The organism is Sporocytophaga myxococcoides, assembly GCF_000775915.1.
Classification (GTDB): Bacteria; Bacteroidota; Bacteroidia; order Cytophagales; family Cytophagaceae; genus Sporocytophaga; species Sporocytophaga myxococcoides_A.
In genome coordinates this window covers 375,978-401,847 of record NZ_BBLT01000004.1, presented here as the reverse complement: position 1 = coordinate 401,847, position 25,870 = coordinate 375,978, and the positions used below count along the sequence as shown (strand labels likewise).

Annotated in this window: 16 protein-coding genes; 4 read left to right on the top strand and 12 right to left on the bottom strand. The window is 35.2% G+C overall.

The genetic code is table 11. The features are described from left to right. Window positions 1-78: 78 nt before the first annotated feature. From MYP_RS11905 to MYP_RS11865, 9 genes are all read right to left on the bottom strand, one after another. Window positions 79-615, bottom strand: coding sequence for a hypothetical protein (locus MYP_RS11905; protein ID WP_045463448.1), 537 nt, complete (start codon window positions 613-615; stop codon window positions 79-81). Between the two features lie 215 nt (window positions 616-830). Beyond that, a complete protein-coding gene (locus MYP_RS11900; protein WP_045463445.1) occupies window positions 831-1,640 on the bottom strand; it encodes a response regulator transcription factor in 810 nt (269 codons plus the stop codon). A gap of 530 nt (window positions 1,641-2,170) precedes the next feature. Further along, a complete protein-coding gene (locus MYP_RS11895; protein WP_045463441.1) occupies window positions 2,171-2,974 on the bottom strand; it encodes a response regulator transcription factor in 804 nt (267 codons plus the stop codon). Between the two features lie 734 nt (window positions 2,975-3,708). Next, entirely contained in the window at window positions 3,709-4,866 is a 1,158-nt protein-coding gene (locus tag MYP_RS11890; protein ID WP_045463438.1) for a PKD domain-containing protein, read from the bottom strand. Between the two features lie 19 nt (window positions 4,867-4,885). After that, window positions 4,886-6,409, bottom strand: a complete 1,524-nt coding sequence (locus tag MYP_RS11885) for a RagB/SusD family nutrient uptake outer membrane protein (protein ID WP_052430129.1) — start codon at window positions 6,407-6,409, stop codon at window positions 4,886-4,888. 27 nt (window positions 6,410-6,436) lie between these two features. Beyond that, window positions 6,437-9,523: a SusC/RagA family TonB-linked outer membrane protein gene (locus MYP_RS11880; protein ID WP_081990493.1), complete on the bottom strand. Its 3,087-nt coding sequence runs from the start codon at window positions 9,521-9,523 to the stop codon at window positions 6,437-6,439. A 441-nt stretch (window positions 9,524-9,964) separates the two neighbouring features. Beyond that, window positions 9,965-11,042, bottom strand: a protein-coding gene (gene prfB / locus MYP_RS11875) for a peptide chain release factor 2 (protein ID WP_156140524.1) whose coding sequence is annotated in 2 segments (ribosomal slippage) — window positions 9,965-10,981 and window positions 10,983-11,042 — 1,077 coding nt in all. Because the reading frame shifts where the segments join, the coding sequence is not laid out codon by codon here. A 57-nt stretch (window positions 11,043-11,099) separates the two neighbouring features. Continuing rightward, on the bottom strand, window positions 11,100-11,651 hold the full coding sequence (locus MYP_RS11870; RefSeq protein WP_045463430.1) for a cob(I)yrinic acid a,c-diamide adenosyltransferase: 552 nt from the start codon (window positions 11,649-11,651) through the stop codon (window positions 11,100-11,102). Window position 11,652: 1 nt separating this feature from the next. After that, window positions 11,653-14,673 (bottom strand): tetratricopeptide repeat protein, encoded by a 3,021-nt coding sequence (locus MYP_RS11865; RefSeq protein ID WP_045463427.1) that lies wholly within the window; start codon window positions 14,671-14,673, stop codon window positions 11,653-11,655. Between the two features lie 333 nt (window positions 14,674-15,006). Here MYP_RS11865 and MYP_RS11855 point away from each other — a divergent pair, with 333 nt between their 5' ends. The 3 genes from MYP_RS11855 (at window position 15,007) to nagB (ending at window position 20,399) form a co-directional block, all read left to right on the top strand. Beyond that, complete coding sequence (locus MYP_RS11855) at window positions 15,007-16,371, top strand: sugar MFS transporter (protein WP_045463419.1); 1,365 nt, start codon at window positions 15,007-15,009, stop codon at window positions 16,369-16,371. Window positions 16,372-16,423: 52 nt separating this feature from the next. Further along, window positions 16,424-18,334 (top strand): acetate--CoA ligase, encoded by a 1,911-nt coding sequence (gene acs / locus MYP_RS11850; RefSeq protein ID WP_045463416.1) that lies wholly within the window; start codon window positions 16,424-16,426, stop codon window positions 18,332-18,334. A 61-nt stretch (window positions 18,335-18,395) separates the two neighbouring features. After that, a complete protein-coding gene (gene nagB, locus MYP_RS11845; RefSeq protein ID WP_081990492.1) occupies window positions 18,396-20,399 on the top strand; it encodes a glucosamine-6-phosphate deaminase in 2,004 nt (667 codons plus the stop codon). A 32-nt stretch (window positions 20,400-20,431) separates the two neighbouring features. Here the strand turns inward: nagB and MYP_RS11840 are convergent, their stop codons facing one another. The 3 genes from MYP_RS11840 to MYP_RS11830 form a co-directional block, all read right to left on the bottom strand. Beyond that, window positions 20,432-22,393 carry a sensor histidine kinase gene (locus MYP_RS11840; protein ID WP_197060066.1) on the bottom strand — a complete coding sequence of 654 codons (1,962 nt, stop codon included), beginning with the start codon at window positions 22,391-22,393 and terminating at the stop codon, window positions 20,432-20,434. Between the two features lie 269 nt (window positions 22,394-22,662). Then, on the bottom strand, window positions 22,663-23,187 hold the full coding sequence (gene idi, locus MYP_RS11835) for an isopentenyl-diphosphate Delta-isomerase (protein WP_081990491.1): 525 nt from the start codon (window positions 23,185-23,187) through the stop codon (window positions 22,663-22,665). An 11-nt stretch (window positions 23,188-23,198) separates the two neighbouring features. Further along, window positions 23,199-24,029, bottom strand: coding sequence for a squalene/phytoene synthase family protein (locus MYP_RS11830; protein WP_045463410.1), 831 nt, complete (start codon window positions 24,027-24,029; stop codon window positions 23,199-23,201). 249 nt (window positions 24,030-24,278) lie between these two features. Here MYP_RS11830 and MYP_RS11825 point away from each other — a divergent pair, with 249 nt between their 5' ends. Continuing rightward, window positions 24,279-25,838: a tetratricopeptide repeat protein gene (locus tag MYP_RS11825; protein WP_052430128.1), complete on the top strand. Its 1,560-nt coding sequence runs from the start codon at window positions 24,279-24,281 to the stop codon at window positions 25,836-25,838. Window positions 25,839-25,870 lie beyond the last annotated feature (32 nt).

Below are 25,870 nucleotides of genomic sequence, written 5' to 3'. Positions count from 1 at the left end.
AAATGCGGATCATGCTTAGCATAGTCCGCATTTTTTTTAAGATATGTTGAAATTTTATAAGTATAAATGTTTGTTTAATTATTCTTTTCCTTTTTCTCCAACAAACACCTGAGATGAATTTTTAAATAATACATTGAACGTTGTTAAAGAACCATAAATGCGGGTGATATACTGCTGCATATCTACTTTTTCACTATCTGTCAATACAGCGTGTGCATTAATCTTTTGTTCCAAGACTCTCAACCGGTCTCTTAGCATTACAATTTTATGAAAGAATGTATCAAGAGGTACTTCCTTAGGTTTTACAGAATCATCATAAGATTTAATAACCAATGTACCTTTTTTCCATTTGTCTGCTATATGCACAACTTCTGATAGGTCGGACCACTTCCGGAGAATGCCGATCAATGTTGTCTCCACATCATCAGTGCTGATCATACGTTCTTCAGGAGCAAGCAACTCCAGTATTTCTATTTCTTCAGAATCTTTAGGGACTTCAATAATGCCTTTTCCAAAAAAGCTAATCCTGTAGTTTCCCAGTTTTGTTCCGGCAACTATTCCTTCCCCAAATCTATTGTGATTAATTCTGGAGCCAACGCCTAATATTCTTTCCATTTTTTGTGAAATAAAGTTTTAAGAATTTAAAATTAAAATAAGGGTTTTGAAAAATCAAATTCAAAAAAATAGAAGAGAAGTAAATATATTAATAGCACTTCCTTTTATGAGCATATAAAGCCTGGGATAAGAATTATATATATATACTTAAATATATATATGTTTATAATTTATTCTCTCTTAACCGAGGGGAAAACTGTAGAACTATTATCAATCTAAATAATTCCTGAAGCCATGGCTTTCTTTAGAAGATCGCCAGATCTTTTAACATTCATCTTCTTAAGCATATTTTTTCTATGTTTATAAATCGTATGTTCACTTACAAATAAAGAATTTGCAATTTCTTTGCTGGTATAGCCTTGGCCCATTAAATGTAACACTTCAATTTCTCTATCAGAAAGTACATGCTCAATGTTATCATTTTGAAATGATTTTTTAAATATTGTATGATATAATCCTTGTTTGTCTTTCTGTTCAATTGTGAAAATAATACTGTCATTATCTTTATAGTTGTGTATATCAGTAACCTGTTTTATTAAGATATGAGCTTTATTATTTTCATCTTTCATTAAAACTGTAATCTGATGAAGGTACCATCTTTGATGTCCTTCATTATGATTTACAAGAGTACAATATGAAATTTTCAAATCATCCACAGTGTCTGTATGGCTGTGCTCTTCGAATGCTTCAAACATCAAAGGGAAAATTTTATGAAGAACTATTTCAAGCTGGTCCGTTGGAAATATTTTTACTGTTTTGAGAAAACCCTCCTTGTAAAAATCATCCTGAGTATATCCTAGTACATCAAAAAGATTTTTACTTACATATATATATTCCTTGGATATAATGTCAATAATACATACAATGCTTGGAAAGTATGCAGTTAATGAACGGAATTGAGGTAAATCAATCAGATTGTAAGGCTTGTTATTTTGAGGATTTCTGGCTGGTATATATTGACCAATGACTTTTCCAGCTTGTTTATAATATTCTAAATTGCTTTTAGTGGCTTGGATACTTTTCATAAAAGTTAGAGACTACAAAAAAAATGGTAAGATCTAAACAAATACATTCTAATGCTAAGATACCTATTTCTGAGTATTTTAAAAATGGGATAGATTAATGGAATGTAATACGAATTAGATATTTATAAGGAATTATGGACCCTGTAAATTTTTAAAAGAGAAAAAAATAATGAAATTATGAACGTGAAGCGTTTGATTTTAAGAACCTTAATAGTTTTAAATGACTTAAAATAAGTGATTGCATAGAAAAAGCTGCCCCAATCCTGAGACAGCCTCCCTAAGGCAAAAAAAATATGAAAAAATAATTTGAAAAAAGTTAATTCACTATACAGAAATATTTAAAGTTAAATATTATTAGTGATCATTTAAGTTTGTATTTGAGTAAGATTTACTATGACAATATTAGAAAGGTTTAAGGAAGAGGTCAATTACCAATATTGGTTATTTTTTATAGCCTTCATTAAATTTTAGCTTTTAATAAGTTTCATGATTGTATTTTAGTCGAAAAAATGAAGCCCTTTATGGGGTATTCATATTAAACCTGCTTTCATTGCAGCTTTCATTAAATCTCCGGATCTTTTAACATCCATTTTTTTTAACATATTTTTTCTATGTTTATATACAGTGTGCAGGCTGATAAAAAGAGTCTCTGCAATCTCTCTGCTTGAAAATCCCTGGCTCATGAGGTGTAGAATTTCAATTTCCCTTTCTGTTAAATTGGTAGATTCCTCATCACATAAAAATGATTCTTTATAAATATTGTGATAAATACCACTTGGATTTTTTTGTGCTATTACAAAGGTTATAAAATTATCATTTTTAAAATCATGAATATCTGTTACCTGTTTTAGTAACCAGTGGGGATTGTTATCTTCATTTAGTCTCACAACAGTGATCTGATTTAGATACCATCTTTGAGAGCCATCTTTGTGGCTCATTAATGCAGAAAATGAGATTTTCAGATCCATTATTGTTCCCGATAGCTTATGCTGATTAAAAAACTTGAACATCGTAGGAAATATTTTGTCCAGTATTATTTGAAGCTGATTGGGCGCGAATAAAGAGAATGTCTTTCTGAAACCTTCTTTATATATATCGTAAGGCTCATGGCCAAGAATAGCAAGTATATTATCACTTACAAAAAGATATTCCTGAGTTAAGATATCTATAACACAAATAATATTAGGGGAGTGTTTCAGGTGCGGATAAATCTCCTGAAGTTTTTTTATTTTTTCAATATGAAAATATATATCAGGTTCATTTGCTAAAGAAACTATTTCTTGATTGATGACATTCAGTTCAGTATATTTTTTATGTAAATCGGTAGCCCCCATATTGAATAAGTTTGGTTAATAAAAAAGGTTTTGTAAAAAAAATAGATTAACCCTTCAAAAGGTACGATAAATTAAGGTGTAATAATAATAAATTTGCTGGAATAACTTAATGATAAGCAAAAAAAAACGGCAGCTTCAAAATTTGAATCTGCCGTTTTAGTTTAGTTTAGGTAAAAAAATTAGCTGGTTGAACTTCCCAAGTATTACTTAATAATCACGACACAAAAATTGAAAAATTATGACCTTAGGTCAATAACCACAAATGGTTATTTTTAATGATTGAAGAGAAAAGTTTAAAAGGAAATAGTAAGTGATAAAAGCTTTGTATAAATCTTTTAACTACGGTCTGTAAATAATCAGCTAGCCTTTTTGTGGATTCTTGCTTAGGGAAATTGAATGCCGGAAAGTTGGATAATTGCATTTAATTGTGATTGAAATAATCCTGCTAGATGAATCGGTGGTTATTAACAATGATATGCATTAGTTATATAAAAAAACGACAACTTCAAATATTGAGATTGCCGTTTTTTTAAAAACATAGCTGATTGAACTATCCAAGTATTATTACTTAATAATTACAGTACAATATTTGCCAAAAGATGAGAAGGTGTCAATAACCACAAATGGTTATTTTATTAATTGGATATAGAGAAGAAAAGGGTATTATATTTTTCTATTTAAGAAAAAAGCCCGAGAAATTTTACTCGGGCTTTTTAAGTTTAAAACGACTTAAATTATTTTTTACGGACAAAAGTGAAATACCTCACGCAATAATCCAGTTCTGGATTATTAAATAGGCCTGCTTCATCATACCCATGCCTAACATATAAAGAATCTTCGGTAATTCTCATAATTTTGCTTGTAAACCTATTTTCAAAATATCCCAAGTAACTACCGTTAAGGATTGTTAATGCATAAACATTACCAAGGTAAGTATCGTTTACAGGCGTTAGTTTAAATGGTGCTTGAGTATGCTTAGGATCTGAATATGCTATATCATTATAATCAGGTTGATTTTTCCCAAAAAAAGCGTTTGCAGCTGCCCAGTTTACTGTGACATTTGTGTTTTTAGGAATGTATTGATATCCACGAATATTGAAAGTAAACTCATTGTTTAACATTCCATTTTCAAATTCAGGTCCGGTAGGGCCGTTTAAAGCTAAGTTCCATTGAGGTACCAATGCATCTCGTCCACCATTACCACCAGAACCCTTAACTTTTGCAAGCACCCAGGTTTTGCCATTGACAGCTTCACGACCTCCAGTTAATAATCTGAAGGTTTCATTGGTCAGGTCAGGATTACTTTCATCGTCTTTTTTAACAGTAACCTTGCGTGTGATAGAAGAGGGACCTTTAGATGTATTTACCTTAAGTGTTATGTCATATGTACCGGCAAAAGGAAATTTAACGGATGCTTCTTCTGTTGTAGAACTGTCTCCATTTGCGAATTTGAAAACCTGAGTTAGAGGATTGGGGGTGGTTGATTTAACTTTAAACGTAAAGTCGTCTACCTCTTCAACTGTAAAATCAGCAGCATAAGGGCTGTTTTCTTCAATAACAAGGTCTTTTGTAATTGTTGTTGTTCCGCCTGGAGTAGAAGCCAGTAATTTTATCTTGTAAGTACCTTTATATCCGAAGAAAACAGTTTCATTAACATTTTTTGATTTTGCTACTCCTCCGAAATCCCATGAGGTGATAAAGGCTCCAGGAGTTGTGTTTCTGAAAGTATATGTATTCAGATCATTAGGATCATTAGGGTCTATTTTCCTTTCGAAAGTAAAGTCAGCTGCACTTGGTGCAGGTAGGTCTTCATCTTTGCCCTTTTGAGGTTTGCAGGAGGAGAATAATACTCCTGTAATAAGGATATACAATGAAAGTCTTTTGATATTCATGATAATTAAGATTTAAATGTTATTTTAATCCTGTTGTTTGCTTGATTTTTCCTTTTGACATATCAATTTCTGCCTGAGGTACAGGGAATACTTCTTGTGCATTGCTGAAAGTATAAGTTTTTCCCATAATCTGAGCAGCTCTTCCTTGTCTGACGATGTCAAAGAATCTATGGCCTTCTAGAGCAAGTTCCACTCTTCTTTCGCGCCAGATGATCTCTCTTAATAAATCTTTATTGGTCTCAATAATTTTAGGCATTTTAACTCTGTCTCTTACCTTTTTCAGATATTCAAGAGCTTTTTCAGTCATTCCCAGTTCATTGGCTGCTTCTGCCGCCATAAGCAATACATCTGCATATCTGATAAGTCTGTAGTTGGAAGGGCCATCGCTTTGGTTTAATCCAAACAGACTCTGAGGTTCTATATATTTTCTGCAATAAGTTCCAGTATAAGGATATGAATTGATATCAGCTTTGTATTTTTCATTTAAAACAGAATCTCCATTCTGGATAATAGTTGCTTTTAAACGAGGGTCATCATTTCCATCAACTGTTTTTTCTTTCTTAAATTCCTCCAAGAGATCAAGAGAAGGACAGTTGAAGCCCCAACCTCCATTATCTCTTCCTCTGAACATAACGTTGATCAATGTACCCTCATTCCCGTTGGACCAGTCTGAGTTATTATCCCCAGCAGCTCCACCAACTTTAGTATTGCTTTGGATTTCAAATATAGACTCAATTCCATTTTCTTTTGCCACTGTATGAATATCAGCATAGTTATTTTCCAGGTTATAAATTCCTGAATTAATTACAGATTCAGCATTAGTTAACACTTCATTCCATTTTCCATGATTATTACGAGTCTGATACATCTGAACTCTTGCAAGCAAAGCTAATGCTGCTCCTCTTGTTGCTCTCCCGGTTTCGATTGCTCCTTTTTGAGGTAGAGCAGAAGCATCTTTAAGATCAGCTTCTATTTGTTTGTAAACTTCAGCTGCCGGGGTTCTGCCCAGATTGTAATCGTTCGCTCCAAGTACTTTTGTTACCAATGGTACATCTCCATACATTTTTACCTGTTCGAAGTGATAGTAAGCTCTTAAAAACTTAGCCTCATTAATCACTCTGGTTTTAGTAGCTTCATCTGCATTTGAAAGAGGAGCTCTTTCAATTACAATATTAGCTCTATAAATACCAGTATAGTTTCTTTGCCATGGTAATAAAAGTGCAGGTAAGCCGGCATTTCCTGTGAAAGTTTCGAGTGCGTGAAAATCAGGAATATCACTGGTTCCGCTACCGCCTTTTATTGCATCATCAGAAACAACGTCTCCAAAGAAGAAAAGATTGGCGAAAATCTGACCTTTTCTTTCAGTTTCCCAACCCATTGGGTCGTATGCAGCATTTATTGCTGCATTTAGATCAGAGGCAGTCTTATAATAGTTTTCGTCTGTAACAGCAGCCTGAGGAGTCTTGTCAAGAAAATCTTTCTTGCAACCTCCCAATGTGCTGATCACGATTAAACCGATAAATGGATATATTTTTTTAAACATTGTTAATACGATTTTGAAGGTGATTAATTAAAATGAAGCATTGATTCCGAAAAACCACGTTCTGGCTTGTGGGTAAGTACCTCCTTTGTCAACTCCTATGTCAAGGTATGAACTAGTCACGTTAAAGTCAGGTGTGTAAGTTCCGATCTCCGGATCAAGTCCTGAATATTTAGTAAATGTGAATAGATTCTGAGCCATAATAAACACTCTAACTTTTTGCAGTTTCACTAATTGAGGCAATTTATCCGGCAGTGTATAACCTATCTGCATAGATCTTACTCTTAAGAATGAACCACTCTCTACATAATAGTTAGAAGGTCTTCTGTTATTATTTACATCGTTTGAAGATACTCTTGGTACATCGTTCGAAGTTCCAGGTCCAGTCCATCTGTCAAGCATAGCATCTGAAAAGTTGGAGTTTGGAACACCACCTTCAAGTGTGTATTTGCTTCCATTGAAAAGTTTGTTTCCGTAGCTTCCTTGTAATAACAATGAGAAGTCAAATCCTTTGTAAGCTACATTTCCATTAATACCATAAGTGAATTTTGGCAGTGGGCTTCCCAGCGTCGTTCTGTCTTTATCAGTAATAATACCGTCACCATCAAGGTCTTTGAATTTGAAGTCTCCAGGACGTACACCAGGTTGAGCGGTTTGAAGAGCAGCTGCTTCTTCAGCTGTCTGCACGATTCCGTTTGTTTCCCATCCATAGAATTGAGCAATTGGACTTCCTTCTTGAGTAATGTTGGTATATACAGTTCTGAATTGTCCTTGATAAATCGGATCTTCTAATTTGGTTACTTTGTTTTTGATAGTTGTGAAATTTACACCAAAGTTATATTGTAGTTTTCCAATCCAGTTGGTATAATCAGCGGCAAGCTCTAAACCTTTGTTTAGCATAGTTCCGCCGTTTACAAAAGGAGGTTCTTCAGTTCCTGCATAGTATGGAACCTGCTTTCTGTAAATCATATCTGCTGTTTTCTTTGTAAAATATTCAGCAGTGAACGCAAGTCGGTTATTCAAAAATCTTAAATCAACAGCGATGTTGGAAGTAGTAACTGTTTCCCATTTAAGGTCTTTGTTACCTGATCCAAGAGGAGCACTTCCGAAAAATCCACCATAGTTATATCCTGAAAATATGTTGGTTGTGGTAGGATATTCGGCATATCTGGCTGGATTATCCTGGTTACCAAGTTTACCATAGCTACCTCTCACTTTTATATAGTTTACATAAGATTTGATTGGTTGCATGAATGTTTCTTCTGTTAGAATCCAACCTGCAGCTATTGAAGGGAAAATACCATATTTGTTCTTGTCCAAATATCTGGAGGTTCCATCATATCTTGTGTTAACTTGAAGCTGATACTTATCTTTAAATTCATAGTTGATTCTGAATAAATAAGATAACATAGAGTATTCAGTCATCTGAGAATTCGCAGTGGCTGTACCGGTTGCAGAATTTAAATACCACTGACTCGGGTCATTGTTAAAAGTATTATTTTTTGCTCCGCGGAAGAATGATGCAGTATTATTCTGCGCTCCAAACATAAAAAGCCCGGAAAGTTTATGATTTTCGGCAACTGTTTTTTCGTAAGTTACAGAGTTTTCCCAGATAAGGTTTTTGTTCTGGTTTTGTTGTATTACAACTTGAGACTCTCTAAGGTTTTCATTTGCAGATACGAAATATCTTCCATTAAATTGTTGGTTGTCTAAGTTGTTATAAAGGTAACCCAATGAAGTTTTAATTTTCAGATTTTTAATAATCTCGTATTCTGCAAACCAGCTACCAAGAAAATTAAAACCTTTATATCTATTGTTGTAGTAAGTTAGCCTGGCAAGTGGGTTAGGAACGTCTGTTCTTGTAGCACCTGATCCGAAAATCGAATCACCACCAAGTCCTGAATACAATGGTGTGATAGGGTCCATATTCAAAGCATTTGCAATGATAGAGTTGTATGGATCTCCGTCATATAATTGCTTACGATTAAAAGATGCAATGTTCATGAAAGTTCCAACTTTCAATCTTTTTGCAAGCTGGTAATCAAGTTTTGTATTAAAAGTGTATCTTTCATAAGCAGAGTTTTTAAGAATACCCTCCTGAGACAGATAACCACCTCCCAAATAATAGCTAAGCTTATCCGTTGCTCCTGAAGCATTCAATGAATAGCTCTTCATCATTGCTTTTCTGAATATCTGATCCTGCCAGTCTGTTCCCGCACCAATTGTATCAGGGTTATAAAGAACTGTACCGTTATCTGTCATAGAAGCCTCATTTCTTAATGTTGCCCATTCTTTAGCATCTAGAAGGTTGTATCTCTTCCATTCACGAGAAACACCGGTCAGATAGTTAAAGTCAAAAGTTGTTTTTTTGGGGCTTCCGCCTTTTGTAGTGATAAGGACAACTCCGTTTGCAGCTCTTGATCCGTAAATTGCCGCAGCAGCTGCATCTTTAAGAATACTCATGGACTCGATATCGTTTGAATTAATCGTGCTGATATCAAGTACTGGTACACCGTTTACGACATAGAAGGGGCTGGAACCGTTGATTGTACCGATTCCTCTGACTCTTACTGATAAAGGTGCACCTGGGGCTCCACTGTTCTGTGTAACATTGACCCCTGTTACTCTACCCTGAATTGACTGTGTCGCATCGATAACAACGTTTTTGTTAAGCTCCGCCGATTTTACAACAGTTACAGAACCTGTTACGTCTTCTTTCTTTTGTGTTCCATAACCAACGACAACAACTTCGTCAAGTTTGTTGTCGGACGGCAGCTTCACATTTACGACTGTCTGACTTCCTACTTTTATTTCCTGAGTTACAAAGCCGATGTAACTCACAACTAATACTGAATTACTATCTGGTACCGATATGGAGAAATCTCCATTTTCGTCAGTGATTGTTCCTGCTGATGTTCCTTTGATAGCAATGGTAACTCCGGGTATGCTTTCCCCATCTTCGGATACTATTCGTCCTGTGATAGGAATTGCATTTTGTGCCATTGCCTGCATAAAGCCGACTAAAATGACAGCGAGGGTTAACGCAATCTTAAAAATTCTCGGAGATGTAATAAAATTACCTCTCCGGGAGATTTTCGGTGGTAGCTTTTTTCTCATGTTTAAGTGTGATTATTTGGTTAAATAGTTTTAATTTTTTTTTGACGAATCTGCGAGAATACAAATAAAAATAATAGGAGGCAAACAAAACCCCCTAAATTCCTTGTGAATCAATTGTGTGTTGTCACTTTTAATAAAGGTTACGTTTTTTAGATAAAAAAATTTTTTATCATAAGAAATTTTTAGTAATCTGCATTTTAGTATTATTTAAATAAAAAATTAAACTTATTGAGTGCGTTCGTTTTTTTAAAAAAGATATATCAGTGTATTATTTTATAGACTTTTTGCAATCTGATGCTTGTTAAAGTAGATAAAGATTTATTTTTTACTCACGAAATTTTATTATTAATAGGAGGAGGAAAAGGAGTTTGATATAATAATGGAAAAAAGTTGGATAGAAGACAAAGAAAAAGCCCCGACAAAAGTCAGGGCCTTTTAAAATTATGCTTCCATTAAAAATCCTTTGATATATTCGTCCAGATCGCCGTCCAGCACATTCTGAACATCGGTCCGTTCTATGCCTGTTCTTAAATCTTTGACGAGTTTATACGGATGCAGAACATAGTTTCGTATCTGTGATCCGAAATCTATTCGCTTCTTTGTGCTTTCTACGGCTGCTCTTGCTTCGTTTTTCTTGTCTACTTCTATCTGATAAAGTCTGGACTTTAAAAGTTTCAAAGCCTTGTCTTTGTTCTGGAGCTGAGAACGTTCCTGCTGGCACTCTATAATAAGTCCTGAGGGTTTGTGTCTCAATCGAACTGCAGTTTCAACTTTGTTTACGTTCTGTCCGCCTGCTCCACCTGCTCTGAAGGTATCCCATTCAATGTCTGCAGGGTTGATATCGATCTCAATAGTATCATCAACCACAGGATATGCAAAGACACTGGCAAAGGAGGTATGTCTTCTTCCACCTGAATCAAAAGGGGAGACCCTTACCAGTCTGTGGACTCCGATTTCTGATTTCAGGTATCCATAAGCGAAATCTCCAGTGATCTCCAAAGTAACTGACTTTACGCCTGCAACCTCACCAGCCTGATAATTGATTTCTTTTACACCAAATTTATGGGCTTCTGCCCACATTATATACATCCTCATTAACATTCCGGCCCAGTCATTACTTTCTGTGCCTCCTGCACCAGGATTGATTTCAATAATAGCGCTTAGCTGATCTTCCTCTCCGCTAAGCATTTTTTTGAATTCAAGTCCTTCTACATCTTTAGAAACCTTGATGAATTCTTTGCCAATCTCTGCCTCGTCCACGTCCCCGGCTTCGTAAAATTCATAAAGGGTTTCAAAATCATTGAAGCTATCTTCAACCTGTTTATAATAATCTGTCCAGATCTTTAATGACTTAATGGATTTAAGTGTTGCTTCAGCTTCTTTAGGGTTGTCCCAGAAATCGGCTGCTGTTGTAATTTTTTCTGATTCTGCTATCTGTTCTACTTTGTTGTCGTAGTCAAAGATACCTCCTCAAAGCAGCAACTCTGCCTTTTAGATCTTTGTATTGTTCGTTGGTCATACTTAATTTATATGTATATGTATTTAAAAAGATAAAACAAAATTAATATCAACCTGTTCAGGCTTTTCGGCCTTTCCAGATGTGTTCTTCAATACCTAGTTCATTGGACATTTTCCGGGAAAGAACAAATAGATAGTCAGAAAGGCGATTAAGATAAATAATAATGTTATTATTTACCGGATGTTGCTCGTGCAAGGATATTACAAGTCTTTCTGCTCTTCGGCAAATGCATCTGGTAATATGTGCATAGGACACAGAAGGATGACCTCCGGGAAGAATAAAGTTTTTCAGAGGCGTTAATTCACCTTCCATCATATCTATTGCAGTTTCCAGATTTTCAATGTCTTCATTTAACACTTGAGGTAGTTTCATTTTCTCAGGATCTTTTCCTGCCGCCAGAATGGCACCTATAGTAAAAAGTTTTTCCTGGACCTCTTGAAGGAGTTCACTTCTATCTTTATTCACTTCCTGATCTCTTACCAGACCAAGATAGGAGTTAAGTTCGTCAACTGTACCATAGGCTTCTATTCTTATATCGGATTTCGAAACTCTTCCACCTGATAAAAGACTTGTCTGACCTTGATCTCCGGTCTTTGTATATATTTTCATGTTAATCAGCGTCTTGATTTTTTGCAATCTCTTCCTGAAAGATTTTAAGAAACTTCGAAAACTCTGACGCACTCACGTAAAGTTTTAAATCTTCAAGAATACTCTCTCCGTAAGAAACCAGGTTTATCCTTACTGCTTGCAAAGCATAAGCCTTAATAAGCGGTACACTATATCTGTTGATTTCAATTCCTTTTAGCAGAATGTCATATGCTTTCTCCGATTGTTTATTTTTTTGATAAAATAATGCGGCAGCAATCCGCACCTCTTCATTGAATGGATTTAACTGTAAAGCTTTATCAAAATTCAGTATTGCATTTTGGGTGTTGGCTCTGAATTCATCATATAAAGCTTTAAAATACGATTTAAGTTTTGAATCTTCTGCATTAAGATAAACCTTGGAAAGTTGCTTGTTGAGTTCTTCATATTCACCTTTATATGCAAGGTACTTCAGATAAATTCTATTTAAAAAGCTTTGAGCATCATTTTCCTCCTTTTCAATTACCCCAAGTGCACCAAAGAAGTAATCAGCTTCTTGTATCTTATTTTGAGAAAGATAAAAATTCATAAGGTCGGCAGTGACTTCTATCTTGGCATCACCACGTGACATAGAGTTATATAATTCTTTTATTTGTTCTGTGTTTAAAAAGGCTTTTTTATAATGGATAAACTGAAGTTTCAGCTCGTCACTCCATAATTTAACTTCTCCAATACCTGAAGTATTAATGATCTTAAGAAGATTTTCTGTGATTTTATTTATGTTCTTATCAGGAATTGAGTTGAGCTGCATCAATATGATTTTACTGCCTTCAAAGTCTCCTGTTTCCATAAGTGAAATGGCATAATAAAGAATATTTGAACTTTTCAGTTCTGCCCTGCTTTTGGAAAAATAGTCTATAGCAACCTTATATAAATCATGTTGCATCATCCAAAGACCAAGTACAGAATTGTATGTTGGGGCAAAAGAAGAATTTAACCTGATGTTATCAAGTATAACTTTCCCTTTCAAACCTTCATTGTTATAATAGAAATATAATGCAGTTAAGTAAGTAAGTTGTTCTTTATAATCTTCATTTCCCTGCCATTTTGCGAATGATTGGAGTTGATCAAGGATTTCTTTGTTGCCATCTTTAAGGTGATTTAATGTTATATTGTTCAGATAAGAAAAGGATTCCAGAGATAAAATACTGTCTCTGACAAAATCATTTTTTAATCCTGATTTATATTTTTTACCATTGAAATTAAGAATAGAAAGCTTGTTTGTCTGATAGGCAATTGCATCTTCAAAAATTCCTTGGCTGCTGATTGAATCTGCTTCTGTTGTTAGTCCTTTTCTTGTAAGGAAATTCAGAATGTTTCCGGCGGCCACAGCTTTGTTCTCTTTAAGATTTTTTTCACTGTGAGTCAAATGGAAATAAGTAGAGTCAGACATGCTTTTGTTCATATATAGCAGACCAAGATTGTTTTGAATCATGCCATTTTCAGGGAATTTCTGTAGCCCTTCCTGTAGTGTAAATAGAGCAGGGAAGAACATGTTTTCCTGAAAATATATCCTGCTTAGATTTACATAAGCCTCTGCCATTGGTCTTTTGACGCTTGCTGAAGCGAAGTAATCAACAGCTTCTCTTCTGTTATTTTCTTTTTCCGCAATCAAACCCAGTGAGTAGTTGCTACGATGATTCTGAAAGTCATTGATGACTCCTTCTCTGTAATAATGCTTAGCAAGTAGAATGTTCTGTTCATGAAGGTAAACATCGCCTATTCCATTATTGTATCCCGAGATACAAAGGTGATATGCAAATCGGTTAGAATATAAAAAAAGCGCAAGTACGACTACTAACCCAATGCCTCTTACCATAAAGAATGGTAATCTTTTGGGCTGGTAGACGATATCATATACTTTAATATTCCTTGGAAAAAGTTCATAGAAGTTATATATAATATACAGGAAATATGAGGCTCCTATTCCGAGGTGTAAGTATATAATAGCATATTCAATAGATTCCTTCAACGGATCGTTTGCAGAAATAAAGGCATAACCGCAGACAGAAAGAGAGATGATTGCCAAGCCCATATAAAAATAAGCTCCAAAGGGGCGGAATGGGATTATGTCATAAAAAAGCGGAGCTCTCTTTTTGTATCCCCAAAGTCCGACAATAGAAGAAATAAGAAATATCCAGAATGCATTTAAAATCAAACTATCCCATTGGAGAATTAACATCTTTTTTAGAAGAAGAAGCAAAAGATTTCCAAGGTAAAGTGCGCTGATAATTATGAAATTTAAAATGGAGTTTTTACCAGCCATGTTTTTGGTGCCAGCTGTAAGAAATACGAAACTGTTAATAATCTCAAAAGAGATGAGAAATAGAAATAGTATAGTAAGCGCGATGGGAACAGCAATACCGAAATTGGCCATATAATAAAATGGAGTACTTACCTCACTGAACTTACCTAGGAGAATGCTGAGAACAACTGTAATAGCTGTAAATACCCCTAGCCGAACAGAAAATGCAGTATTTTTCTTAAATGCCTGGAAATAATAACTAGGGACAAGGTAGACCACTAGCATTCCTGCCAGAAATTGATTTCCATATATCTTAAAAACACCAAGTAAATCTGTTTTAAGGGTTGAAAGAAATAAAGTAAATACCAGCATTGCAGCGCCATACCATATGAGATCAAGATATGTAAAGGTGGTTAGCAGTATTATTATTGCAGCCACACACAGACCAAAGTAAATATATGAGGTTAATGGGTTCAGATGAAGACTACTACCTTTAAACGTCTGAGAAAGAAGGTAGCTGTCTGATTCAACAGTGTATTTAAAAAGATGCTTAACGAATGTGTCAATCGGAGTATCTAAAGTTTCAGCAGTCGAATCAACTTCCCATCGTATTACCAGTTTATCTTCAAGGTACCATCCGGTGAAGAAGTACATCAAAGCAAGAGCTGACAGGCCAATTGCTGAAATAAAAACTATCTTTTGACTTTTTTTCCAGGAGTTCCAGAAATAAATGCTATTCATTTTACTTCACTTTAAAATTAAATGGCAAACTTAAATCTTTAATCGGGTAAATAAAAAAAGCTTAAAGCAGAAAGTTTAAAGTTTAAGCTTCAAAAGTCGGCCAATGACCCTGTTGAATCTTTGTATTGAATATGCATCTAAGGTGACTTTTTTTAAAACTTTCATTAAAAACAAAGGTTTGAAAACCTTGACGATCTGAAAAAATATTGTTTTTTTTGGAAATATTTGAAAACAAGCAGAGTTTATAATAATATTCGTGAATGCCATCACACCTGATGCTCCCGATCCGAACAAGATTTTAGTCAATAACTTTTAAAATATTAAATCTAAAATATGGCCACATTCGGCAAAGATTCCAAACCCGTTGAGATTTCGGGAAATGAAAATACCAGTTATAAGGTGCCTTTGGCGCTTATGGTATCACTGTTTTTTATGATTGGTTTCATCACAGTGATGAACGATGTTCTGATTCCAAGTTTAAAAGGGGTATTTAACCTTCATTCCTGGAAGGTGATGCTGGTACAGTCATGTTTTTTCGGGGCTTATGCAATCATGTCTATTCCTGCCGGTAATCTTATTCAAAAAATTGGTTATAAGAAAGGGCTGGCAGTTTCATTGGGAGTTATGGCAACGGGGCTTCTTTTATTTATTCCTGCAAGTGACCTGATTTTATATCCTTTCTTTTTGTTTGCTTTGTTTGTAGTCGGGGTTGGTCTCACTATATTGCAGGTCGCTATAAATCCATATATAGTTGCCCTTGGTCCGGAGGAGACTGGTGCTTCAAGATTAAATCTTGGCGGAGCTCTTAATTCAACGGCCACATTTATAGGCCCTATTCTGGGAGGGGCTTTCATATTGGATAAAAGCCTGACTGATCCAATTCAAAAAGCTGCTGCTGTAAAAGGTCCATACATTGCACTAGCCATATTAACATTGACTATTGCAGTAATATTGTACTTTTTAAAACTTCCTAAATTAAAGTCTGAAATAGAAGAAGGAGAAATACTTGAAGGAAGTATCTGGGAGTTTAAGCATTTGATTTCCGGGGCTTTATCAATATTTTTTTATGTAGGGGCTGAAGTTGCTATTGGTAGTATTCTTATTTTATATATGGTTGAAGATCACCTGATAAAGGCTTCTACTGAAGTGATGAATCAATTTGGTGATGAAAAACTTGCATCTTCTTTATTAGCATATTATTGGGGAAGCGCTATGATCGGAAGGTTAATAGGAAGTGCTATTGGTCAGAGAGTAAGAGCAGAAATCATGCTGAGAGTTGTAGCTATTCTGGCTGTAATATTTGTAGGTATGAGTATGACAGGGCTGTTTGATTCTCAATATCTGAATATCAAAATTATGATTCTTGATTTTAAATTAAATTTTCCAATCGTATTTAGAACTGTTGAGATTCCTGTTTCTATACTTCTCTTGATTCTGGTAGGTTTGTTAAACTCTGTCATGTGGCCTTGTATTTTTCCTTTGTCTCTTACCGGATTAGGAAAATTTACAAGCAAAGGTTCTGGAATTCTTGTAACCATGGTAGCAGGTGGCGCTTTAATACCTCCACTTCAGGGAAAACTTGCGCATGTAGTTGGATATGGGTATAGCTTTGCCATCATCCTTATCTGCTATTTATACATCTTATACTTTTCTGTAAGGGGATATAAAAGCAAAAGGATCTTAACCTCTGGCGAATAATAATATTATCTTGATTTATCTCTAGTTAAAAAAATAAACTTTTATTCAGTTTATGGCATATAAGATTAATAATCTGCAGGAATATCAGACTGAGTATGCTGCAAGTGTTGAAAACCCTGAAGCATTTTGGGCGAAGCAGGCAGACAGATTTCAATGGAAGAAAAAATGGGACAGCGTGCTGGACTGGAACTTCTCTGAACCGGATGTGAAATGGTTCTCGGGAGGTCAGCTTAATATATCTGAAAATTGTCTTGACAGACATTTAAAGGATAAGGGTGATAAAGTGGCCTTCTTCTGGGAGCCTAATGAGCCTTCTGAAACAGGGCGCGCTATTACATATAAGCAATTGCATACTGAGGTCTGCAGGTTTTCCAATGTTTTGAAATCATTGGGTGCGAAGAAAGGAGAAAGAATCTGCATCTATATGCCAATGATACCGGAAGTTGTAGTGGCAGTGCTTGCATGTGCACGGATAGGTGCCATTCATTCAGTAGTATTTGCAGGATTTAGTGCAAGCTCTTTGACTGACAGGATCAATGATGCAAAAGCTGATCTAGTCATAACTTCTGACGGTTCATTCAGAGGAAATAAAACCATCGCTATTAAAGATATTGTGGATGATGCTCTGGAAAATAGTCCTGGAGTGAAGAATGTAATTGTCTATAAGCGAACTGGTCAACCTGTAAAAATGAAATCATCCAGAGATCTCTGGTGGAATGAGTTAGTGGAAAAAGCCAGTGCTGAACATAAAGCTGAAGCCGTAGAAAGCGAAGATCCGCTATTCATTTTATATACTTCAGGTTCGACAGGCAAGCCCAAAGGAGTTGTTCATACAACAGCAGGGTACATGGTATACTCGGAATACTCTTTCAGTAACGTATTTCAGTGCGAAAAAAACAGTATTTACTGGAGCACTGCGGACATAGGATGGATAACCGGCCACACTTATATTGTTTATGGACCTCTTCTTGCCGGGGTAACAAGTGTGTTGTTTGAAGGTATACCTACACACCCCACTCCATCAAGATTTTGGGAAGTTGTTGATAAATACAAGGTGACTCATTTTTATACAGCCCCGACGGCTATAAGATCTTTAATGGCTTGCGGACTTGAGCATGTTACTCCTTACAAGCTTGAAAGTCTGAAAGTGCTTGGATCTGTGGGCGAACCGATCAATGAAGAAGCATGGCACTGGTATGATGACTATGTAGGAAAAAACAATTGTCCGATAGTGGATACGTGGTGGCAGACAGAAACAGGTGGCATTCTTATTTCTCCATTAGCCGGAATTACTAAAACAAAGCCATCTTATGCAACACTTCCATTGCCTGGCATACAGCCTGTGATTGTAGATAGTGAAGGTCAGGAGCTTGAAGGTAATGATGTAGAAGGAAATCTTTGTATTAAATTCCCATGGCCCTCTATTTTAAGAACAACCTATGGAGATCATGAGCGTTGCCGTCAGACATACTTTTCAACCTATAAAAATCTTTACTTTACCGGGGATGGATGCCGCCGCGATGAAGATGGTTATTACAGAATACTGGGCAGGGTTGATGATGTGATAAATGTTTCAGGGCATAGAATGGGAACAGCAGAAGTGGAAAATGCTATCAATGAAGATGAAGCTGTCATTGAATCTGCAGTAGTTGGTTATCCGCATGATATTAAAGGACAGGGTATTTATGCGTTTGTAATATGTGAAGATTTTGATCAGGATCATGATAAAATCCGGCAAAGCATTCTGGCAACCGTTACCAGAATAATTGGTCCTATAGCTAAACCGGATAAGGTTCAGATTGTAAGGGGGTTGCCTAAGACCAGGTCCGGAAAAATTATGAGAAGGATCTTGAGGAAAATTGCTGAAGGTGATGTTTTTAACTTAGGTGATATTTCTACTTTATTGGACCCCGGAGTAGTGGAAGAAATTAAAAAGGGCGCCCTGGTAACATTAAAAGGATGATAGCAAACTTAACTTAAAGAATACAGTTCAATTAGGATAAAGAAAAAAAACAGGTATTGATATGAGTGAGGCTTCAATAAAAGGATCGACTGGCAATTCGGAAAATGGTATACAGAACAGTAATGATAAAATGTCTGTCTTAATACCTGATTCAGAATTGTCTAAACGATTTGAAAAGGTTCCTACAGAAATTTATCCGAATTCAGGAATTGCGTCAAAAGTTGTTGCTATAGAAATAGCACAGATTATTCGAAGCAAGCAAATGCTGAATAAGCCATGTATACTTGGACTTTCTACTGGTTCTACTCCTAAGGGGGTTTACAAGGAGCTTGTCCGCATACATAAAGAAGAGGGATTAAGCTTTAAAAATGTTATCGCATTTAATCTGGATGAATATTATCCAATGCAGCCAGACTCTCTACATAGTTATGTAAGGTTTATGAAGGAGCAGCTGTTCAATCATGTGGACATACTTCCTGATAATTGCTATATTCCTGATGGTACGCTAAGTAAAGAACGGATTGCCTCTTTTTGCCGGGACTATGAAAGTAGAATCGAAATGCACGGAGGGATTGATTTTCAGCTATTGGGAATAGGAGGTAATGGACACATCGGATTTAATGAACCCGGTTCTACATCCAACAGCAAAACAAGACTGGTTGCCTTGGATCACAGCACTCGTGCTGCCGCTTCTCAGGAATTCAATGGATTGCATAATGTGCCAAGAACAGCTATTACTCTAGGTATATCAGCTATACTTCATGCAAAGAGAGTAGTTCTAATGGCACTTGGAGAACATAAAAGCAGAATTGTAAAGGCATCGATAGAAGGGCTTGTTACAGAGTATGTTCCAGCTTCCTATCTGCAAAATCATCCTCATGCTACTTTTATTCTGGATGAAGCCTCTGCGGCAGAACTTACTCGAGTTAAAACTCCATGGCTTGTTGATACATGTATCTGGGATAAAAAGCTAATTAAGAAAGCTGTAACAGGTCTTGCTATATCTTTGAAAAAGCCTGTGCTCAAGCTGACAGATAAAGATTACAATGATAATGGGATGGGAGAACTTGTAGCGCAGCAAGGTCCTGCTTATGATATAAACCTAGATGTTTTTAATCAGTTGCAGCATACCATCACTGGCTGGCCGGGCGGTAAGCCAAATGCAGATGACAGTATGAGACCGGAGAGGGCTTTACCAGCTGTTAAAAGGGTATTAATCTTTAGCCCACACCCAGATGATGATATCATTTCTATGGGGGGGACGTTTATGAGACTCCAGGATCAGGGGCATGATGTGCATGTAGCGTATCAGACGTCTGGAAATATTGCCGTATCAGATGAAGAAGCACTCAGATATGCTGATTTTGTTACCGGTTTTGATCAAAAGTTTGGGTTAAACAACTCGGAAATAGATACTATTTATCAAAATGCCAGAGCGTTTCTGAAAAATAAAAAGCAAAGTGAAAAGGATATTGACGAAGTAAGACAGATAAAGGGGTTGATAAGGGTTTCAGAAGCGAAAGCAACCTGCAGGTTTGTTGGGATTCCGGATAGCAACGTACATTTCATGAATCTTCCTTTTTATGAAACAGGAATGATTCAAAAGAAACCTTTGGGGGAAGAAGACATACAATTGACAGTAGATTTGATCAAACAGATTAAACCTCATCAAATCTATGCTGCGGGAGATCTTGCAGATCCACATGGCACTCATAAAGTATGTCTTGATGCTGTTTTGGAAGCTCTCAGGAGATTAAAAAAAGATCCTGAAAATCAGGACTGGATTAAAGATTGTTGGTTGTGGCTTTATAGAGGAGCATGGCAGGAGTGGGATGTTTATCAGATAGAAATGGCAGTTCCAATGAGCCCTGATCAGGTTTTGAGAAAGAGATATGGCATTTTCAAACATCAATCTCAAAAGGATGGTGTAGTATTTCAAGGGTCTGACTCTCGTGAGTTCTGGCAGAGGGCTGAAGAAAGAAATAAAGCGACAGCAGACCTCTATAACAAGTTAGGCTTGCCTGAGTACGAAGCTATAGAAGCTTTTGTAAGATATATTTATTAGGAAACGATTAAATTAAGAAGTCATTCATCATGTTAATTCTTATGATGAATGATCTCTTCATATTCTTCAGAGGTATTATTTTTTTTTGGATTAGGTATAACAACAGAAAAGCAAGAACCTTCTCCAGGCTCACTTTGCAATGTTACCTTTCCATTAAGTTTTTCCAAAGCGATTTTTACAATATAAAGTCCAAGTCCGGTACCATTTGAATTTTCGTTTGCTTTGCAAAACATGTCAAAAATTTTTGTGTGATACTCTGGAGCTATTCCTAGTCCGTTATCAGTAAATATTAGTCTCGCTTCTTCATCATCACATTCAATTTTTATTTTCAGGAAGCTTTCGTATTTATTGAGATCTCTGTATTTAATAGGGTTCTCAATAAGGTTTTGAATTATAGATTTAATCAGATTTTTATCTGAATAAAATTTTATAGCTTCATTTATCTGTATATCAAAGACCATAGATGAGAATTCTGGAAAATTTTTAAAGCTGGATATTGCATCTTCTACCAATACACTAAAGTCGATTATTTCATAGATCAGGTTTGTTTTCTTTACTTTCGTGATAGAAAGAAGATCAAACAGAAGCTTATCAAGTTTTTCAGAACTCTTTAGTATATGCTGCATATAAGGCTCTGCAGCAGGGTCCTGTATGTCTTTCATTCCTATTTTTGTAAGGGCGATAATTGATTTTAAAGGACCTTTGATATCATGAGATGCTTTGAATACAAAGGTGTCCAGCTCAATATTTTTCTCCTGAAGCTCTCGGGTTCTTTCTGCTACCTGTGCTTCCAGCTCTTTAGTGGCTTTTTCATTCAACGCTTCATTTTTTTTGTATTCAAGAATGAGCTGATCTTTTAATAGCTGGTTTTCTTTCAATTCCTGGATCATTGCTTTTTGTGCACGTTCTTTTTCTCTTTTAATCGTACGGAACCTGTCTGCAAGTGCAAATGAGAGTAATACAACTTCAAAAGTGATACCGTAGTTGAAGCTGTATGTTGTGAGTATATTGGGTTTTACAATAGATAGCACCTGCAGGATTTTAATAATGATACTCACACAAATAAATGTATAGGCTATAATAAATATTCTTGCAGGATAATAACTTCTTATAGCCATGTAAAGTGTACAGCAAAGGACCACAAGAAATGGAATCGCATAAAATATGTAGGAAGGGAAATTGAATTTTATGTAAATAAAGTTTAATGAGAAGAAAAGAAAATAGATAGCAACTGTTCCGAAAACCACAAGTCTTATCACTGGAAATCTTCTTTTCAAGCCCATGAAAGAATCAAAATAAAATACAGAACTGCAAAGGAATAATGAAGGTGCTATATACTTATATAAGTAAGGAATTACTTCAGGATAATTCTTCCATATAAACTGGAACCCAAAGCCATCTTCTGTCAGAGAAAGGAGTATAGCGGTTAAAACGTATATCACATAATACAGATAGACTTTTTCTTTGGTGCTGGTATATATTAAAGCATTATATAAAGTTATGATAAGTAAAATTCCGTAATAAATGCCTAAATAAAGATATTCATGAGTTGAATAATATGAAAAATACTGTTGACTTCTTATCTTAAACTGAAAAGGTATATGATGTTGTGATTTTAACCTTAGCAAAAGTTGGTAATTATGATTTGCTTTAAAAGGGAGATCAAAAATGATATTTTTGGTGGGATAGTCTCTTTCATAAAATGAGTATTTTTCACCGGTTTTTCGGGATTGTATTAGTTTTCCATCTTCAAAGAGATAGAGATCAATTTCTTCAGTGTGAATTGCCAGAACTTCCAATATCCATTTGGTTTTCTGATATGCTTTAAATTGGATATCTGTATTAATCCAGTATGCAGAAGCGGGGTTGTCGTTATATAGTTTCTGTTTTTGGGGAAAAGTAAGAAGCGAATATTTGACAGGATCTGTAAAATGTTCATAGGTAAAACTACAAGAAGGATCTTCTATAATTGAAAAATTTCTTTCGGTTATCATGTAATCAAACCTATTATCAATTATAACAACTGGATTTTTTGAGTTAGCATTTAAGTTACCAATAAAGCAAAATGCAGCCAATAGCCCTGAAAGTATATATCGGACAGATAATCGTAACTTTTTAAAAGATGTATGTAAAAATTGTATCTCCCACATAAAAGTCTTTACTGGTTAAATGATATGATTGTGGTCTTCTATTTATAGAATAACCAAGCATAACACTTATCATGCGGAAATGTTTAAAAAATGGAGATGAATTTTGGTAAGGATTAGCTTCCGTGATTTAAATATTGCTCAATTTTAGGGAAGCATATTAGGAACCATTTTGTGTATCTTTCAGGATACTCCTGAATGTCCTGTTTCAGGTCTTCAAGTTTTACAAATTTCCAATCTTCAACTTCATTCGGGTTAATATCCGGAATCCCATCAAATGTGCCAATGAATACATGGTCATATTCGTATTCTGTAAGCCCGTTATTAAGTTCTGCTTTGTAAATGAAAGAAAAAATTTTCTGAAGGTTGGTGGAAAAGCCCATTTCTTCAAAAAGTCTTTTTTCTGCCTCTTCAGTAATAGAAGCTCCAGGAGCAGGATGACTACAGCAGGTGTTGGTCCATAAACCTCCTGAATGATATTTTGAAGATGCCCTTTTTTGTAAAAGGAGTTCATCGGCTGAATTAAAAATAAAAATGGAAAAAGCCCTGTGCAACTCACCTTTTTGATGGGCCTCCATCTTTTCCATTATTCCTTTCTCAGAATCATTTTGATCTACCAATATAACAAAGCTATTTGTCAAGCCGATATAGTTTAAAGTAAGTTCAACTTCTGTTTTATTACAGAGTTTAATGCCAATATAATTTTTCTATTATATGAAATCCCAATTTTGTTCGTTATTATTTTTTCAGAAGAAAGTTTTTTAATCTTTTTAAATAAAGTGCTGTAATATGCATATGCTATATATAATGCTCTTTTACTGCTTTGAGGAGCTCTGTCTATGTTTTCCTTTACTTTTTTAAGGTTATCTTCAATAGATATTTCCATGGCTATTTTCATTTCTTTCGAAAGCCATTCCAGCTGGATAGCAATTGCTGTCTCTGTATTGTGATAAAGTTTTGATGAATTCGTCAGTTTATTAATCATTAGAATTGTAGAAGAAAATTTTTTAGCAGATGTTTCAAGTGTTTCATATAACTGATGATTGCCATCACATAGGGCTTTTAAGATCATTAACCCTAAAGCTTCTGCTGCACTTGTTTCATACAACTCAATCTGTTCAGAATTCCCAGGTATCTGATAGATTTTTAATTTAATACCTTCTAAGAATATCCTTATCAAAGCTGTATCAATTTGGAATTCGTTTATGACTATCTGAAAACTATTAAGAATGGGATTCAGGCTGAAACGTCTTTCAATGGCTTTATAAGTCTCATTAATGTATTCAGATATTAATTCCTTTTTGTCTCTGTTTTCAAGACTGGTTACTATCTCTTCTGCTAAAGCAGCAAATGCATAGATGCTATATATCTTATCCCTTAAATGATGACTTAATGTATTTATCACCATAGTGAAATCAGTTCTGTATGTCTTTGATAAATCTTTGCTGCAATTAAAAGAAACTTGGTCGAATAGATTATTCATATGTTTAAAAGGTAGCTATTGGGATGATAATCAAAATGATTAAAAAAAATGGACATCCGATTTAAAATATGAGTAATAGAATTCAAACCTGAAGAGGATGAAATTGTTCGACGTTCTTTATTCAGGCTTCTCTTACATAAGTATTATTTAGGAGTAATTTGAAAATTATTTGTTTTCAAGTGCCAGAAATTCTTCTTAATTTTCAAATTGTTAAATACTTTTTCACATTGCTTAATTAAGTACAAATTTATGATTAAATTATCCATAATTGCAGCAGTTGCTACTTTAAGTTCTTTCTGTACATTGGCTCAGGTGCCGTCATATGAAGGAAAAATTTATAACATGCAAGGTAAAAGTGCAGCTGCCTGGGATTTCAGGAACGATAAGCAGAAGTTTTTGTCAGACAGCGATTCTGAAAAAGATCTCGTAAACCTTACTGAAAGCGCCGACCTGCCTTCTTTTAAGTTAAATTTTGCAAGTAAAAATCAAACTTCTTTTGTAGCTGCAGAAATTTCTAATCCTGCTTCTGCATCTTTTGCAGAAATACAAAAGATCTATTCAAGGGGAAAAGCATCGGTTACGCTTAATGATATTAAAAGTCAAAGCTATTATGTAGCAAGATTAAGGGGAGGTGAAGATTATTTGGTTGTTCGTTTTGATAATGCTATGGATGATAAAAAATCATTGGCCACAGGTGGTGATAATTTAGATTATATCAGTTTTACATATTGGAAGGGTTATTTAAATCCAAAATATCTTTCTGATCTAAAAAAGGAAGCTTTGGAAGAGTTGAAAAAAGGTAATTTTATGGTGGCTCTTCAAAAGGCTGAGGCGTTGTCAAAGCATGAAAAAGAGAACTATGAAGCTTATTATATCTCTGCGGTAGCCAAGTCTGAATTAGGTGATATTGAAGGGGCAATAGAAGATTTTAATAAATGTATTCGCTATAAACCTGACTATACAGATGCCTATATCAAAAAGGGGATAGCGGAAAGCAAAAATGGAATGAGATCTGAGGCGATTGAAGATTTCACAGCGGCATTAAAGCTGGACTCTTCAAAAGTGGAAGCACTGGTTCATAGAGGACATGAATACTATCTTTATAGCAGATATCCTGATGCAATTGCAGACTTTACCAAAGTGATATCCAAAGATCCTCAGAATTTTCAGGCATACTATCAAAGAGGTCTGGCAAGAAACGAGTATGGAAAATTTGAAGAGGCTATAGCAGATTTTACAAAGACAGTTGAATTGTATCCAAAATACAATTATGCTTACTTCTATCGTGGCTTTGCAAAGAGTGCTTTGTATAGATTCGCAGAGGCTTCTGCAGATTATGATAAAGTAATAGAGTTGGATCCGAATGATAAAGTAAGTTATTTTAACCGGGGGAATTGTAAAAGAGAATTGAAAGATTATAAAGCAGCTATTGCTGATTATGAAAAGGCTATTGAACTTGATCCTAGGTTTAATGATGCTTATTTCGAAAAAGCGCATTCAAAGTTTTTATCAGGAGACATAAAGTCAGCTATTATGGAGTATAACAATATCATAGAAAAGTTTCCTAATAACAGTCAGGCATATTTCAACAGGGGATTGTTTAATCTTCAGTTAAAGAAAGATCAGGAAGCTTTGTCTGATTTTACAAAAGCAATAGAGTTAAATCCCAGGGATGGCGAAGCATTTCATAACAGGGCAGTTGCCAAAGAGCAATTAGGAGACGACAGTGCATGTATCGATGCAAAGAAGGCAGTAGAGCTTGGAGATAAAGAAGCGGCAGAGTTGGTCAAATCTATATGCGGTAAATAATAAACTAAAAATTATAATGAAAAGAGGCGGTT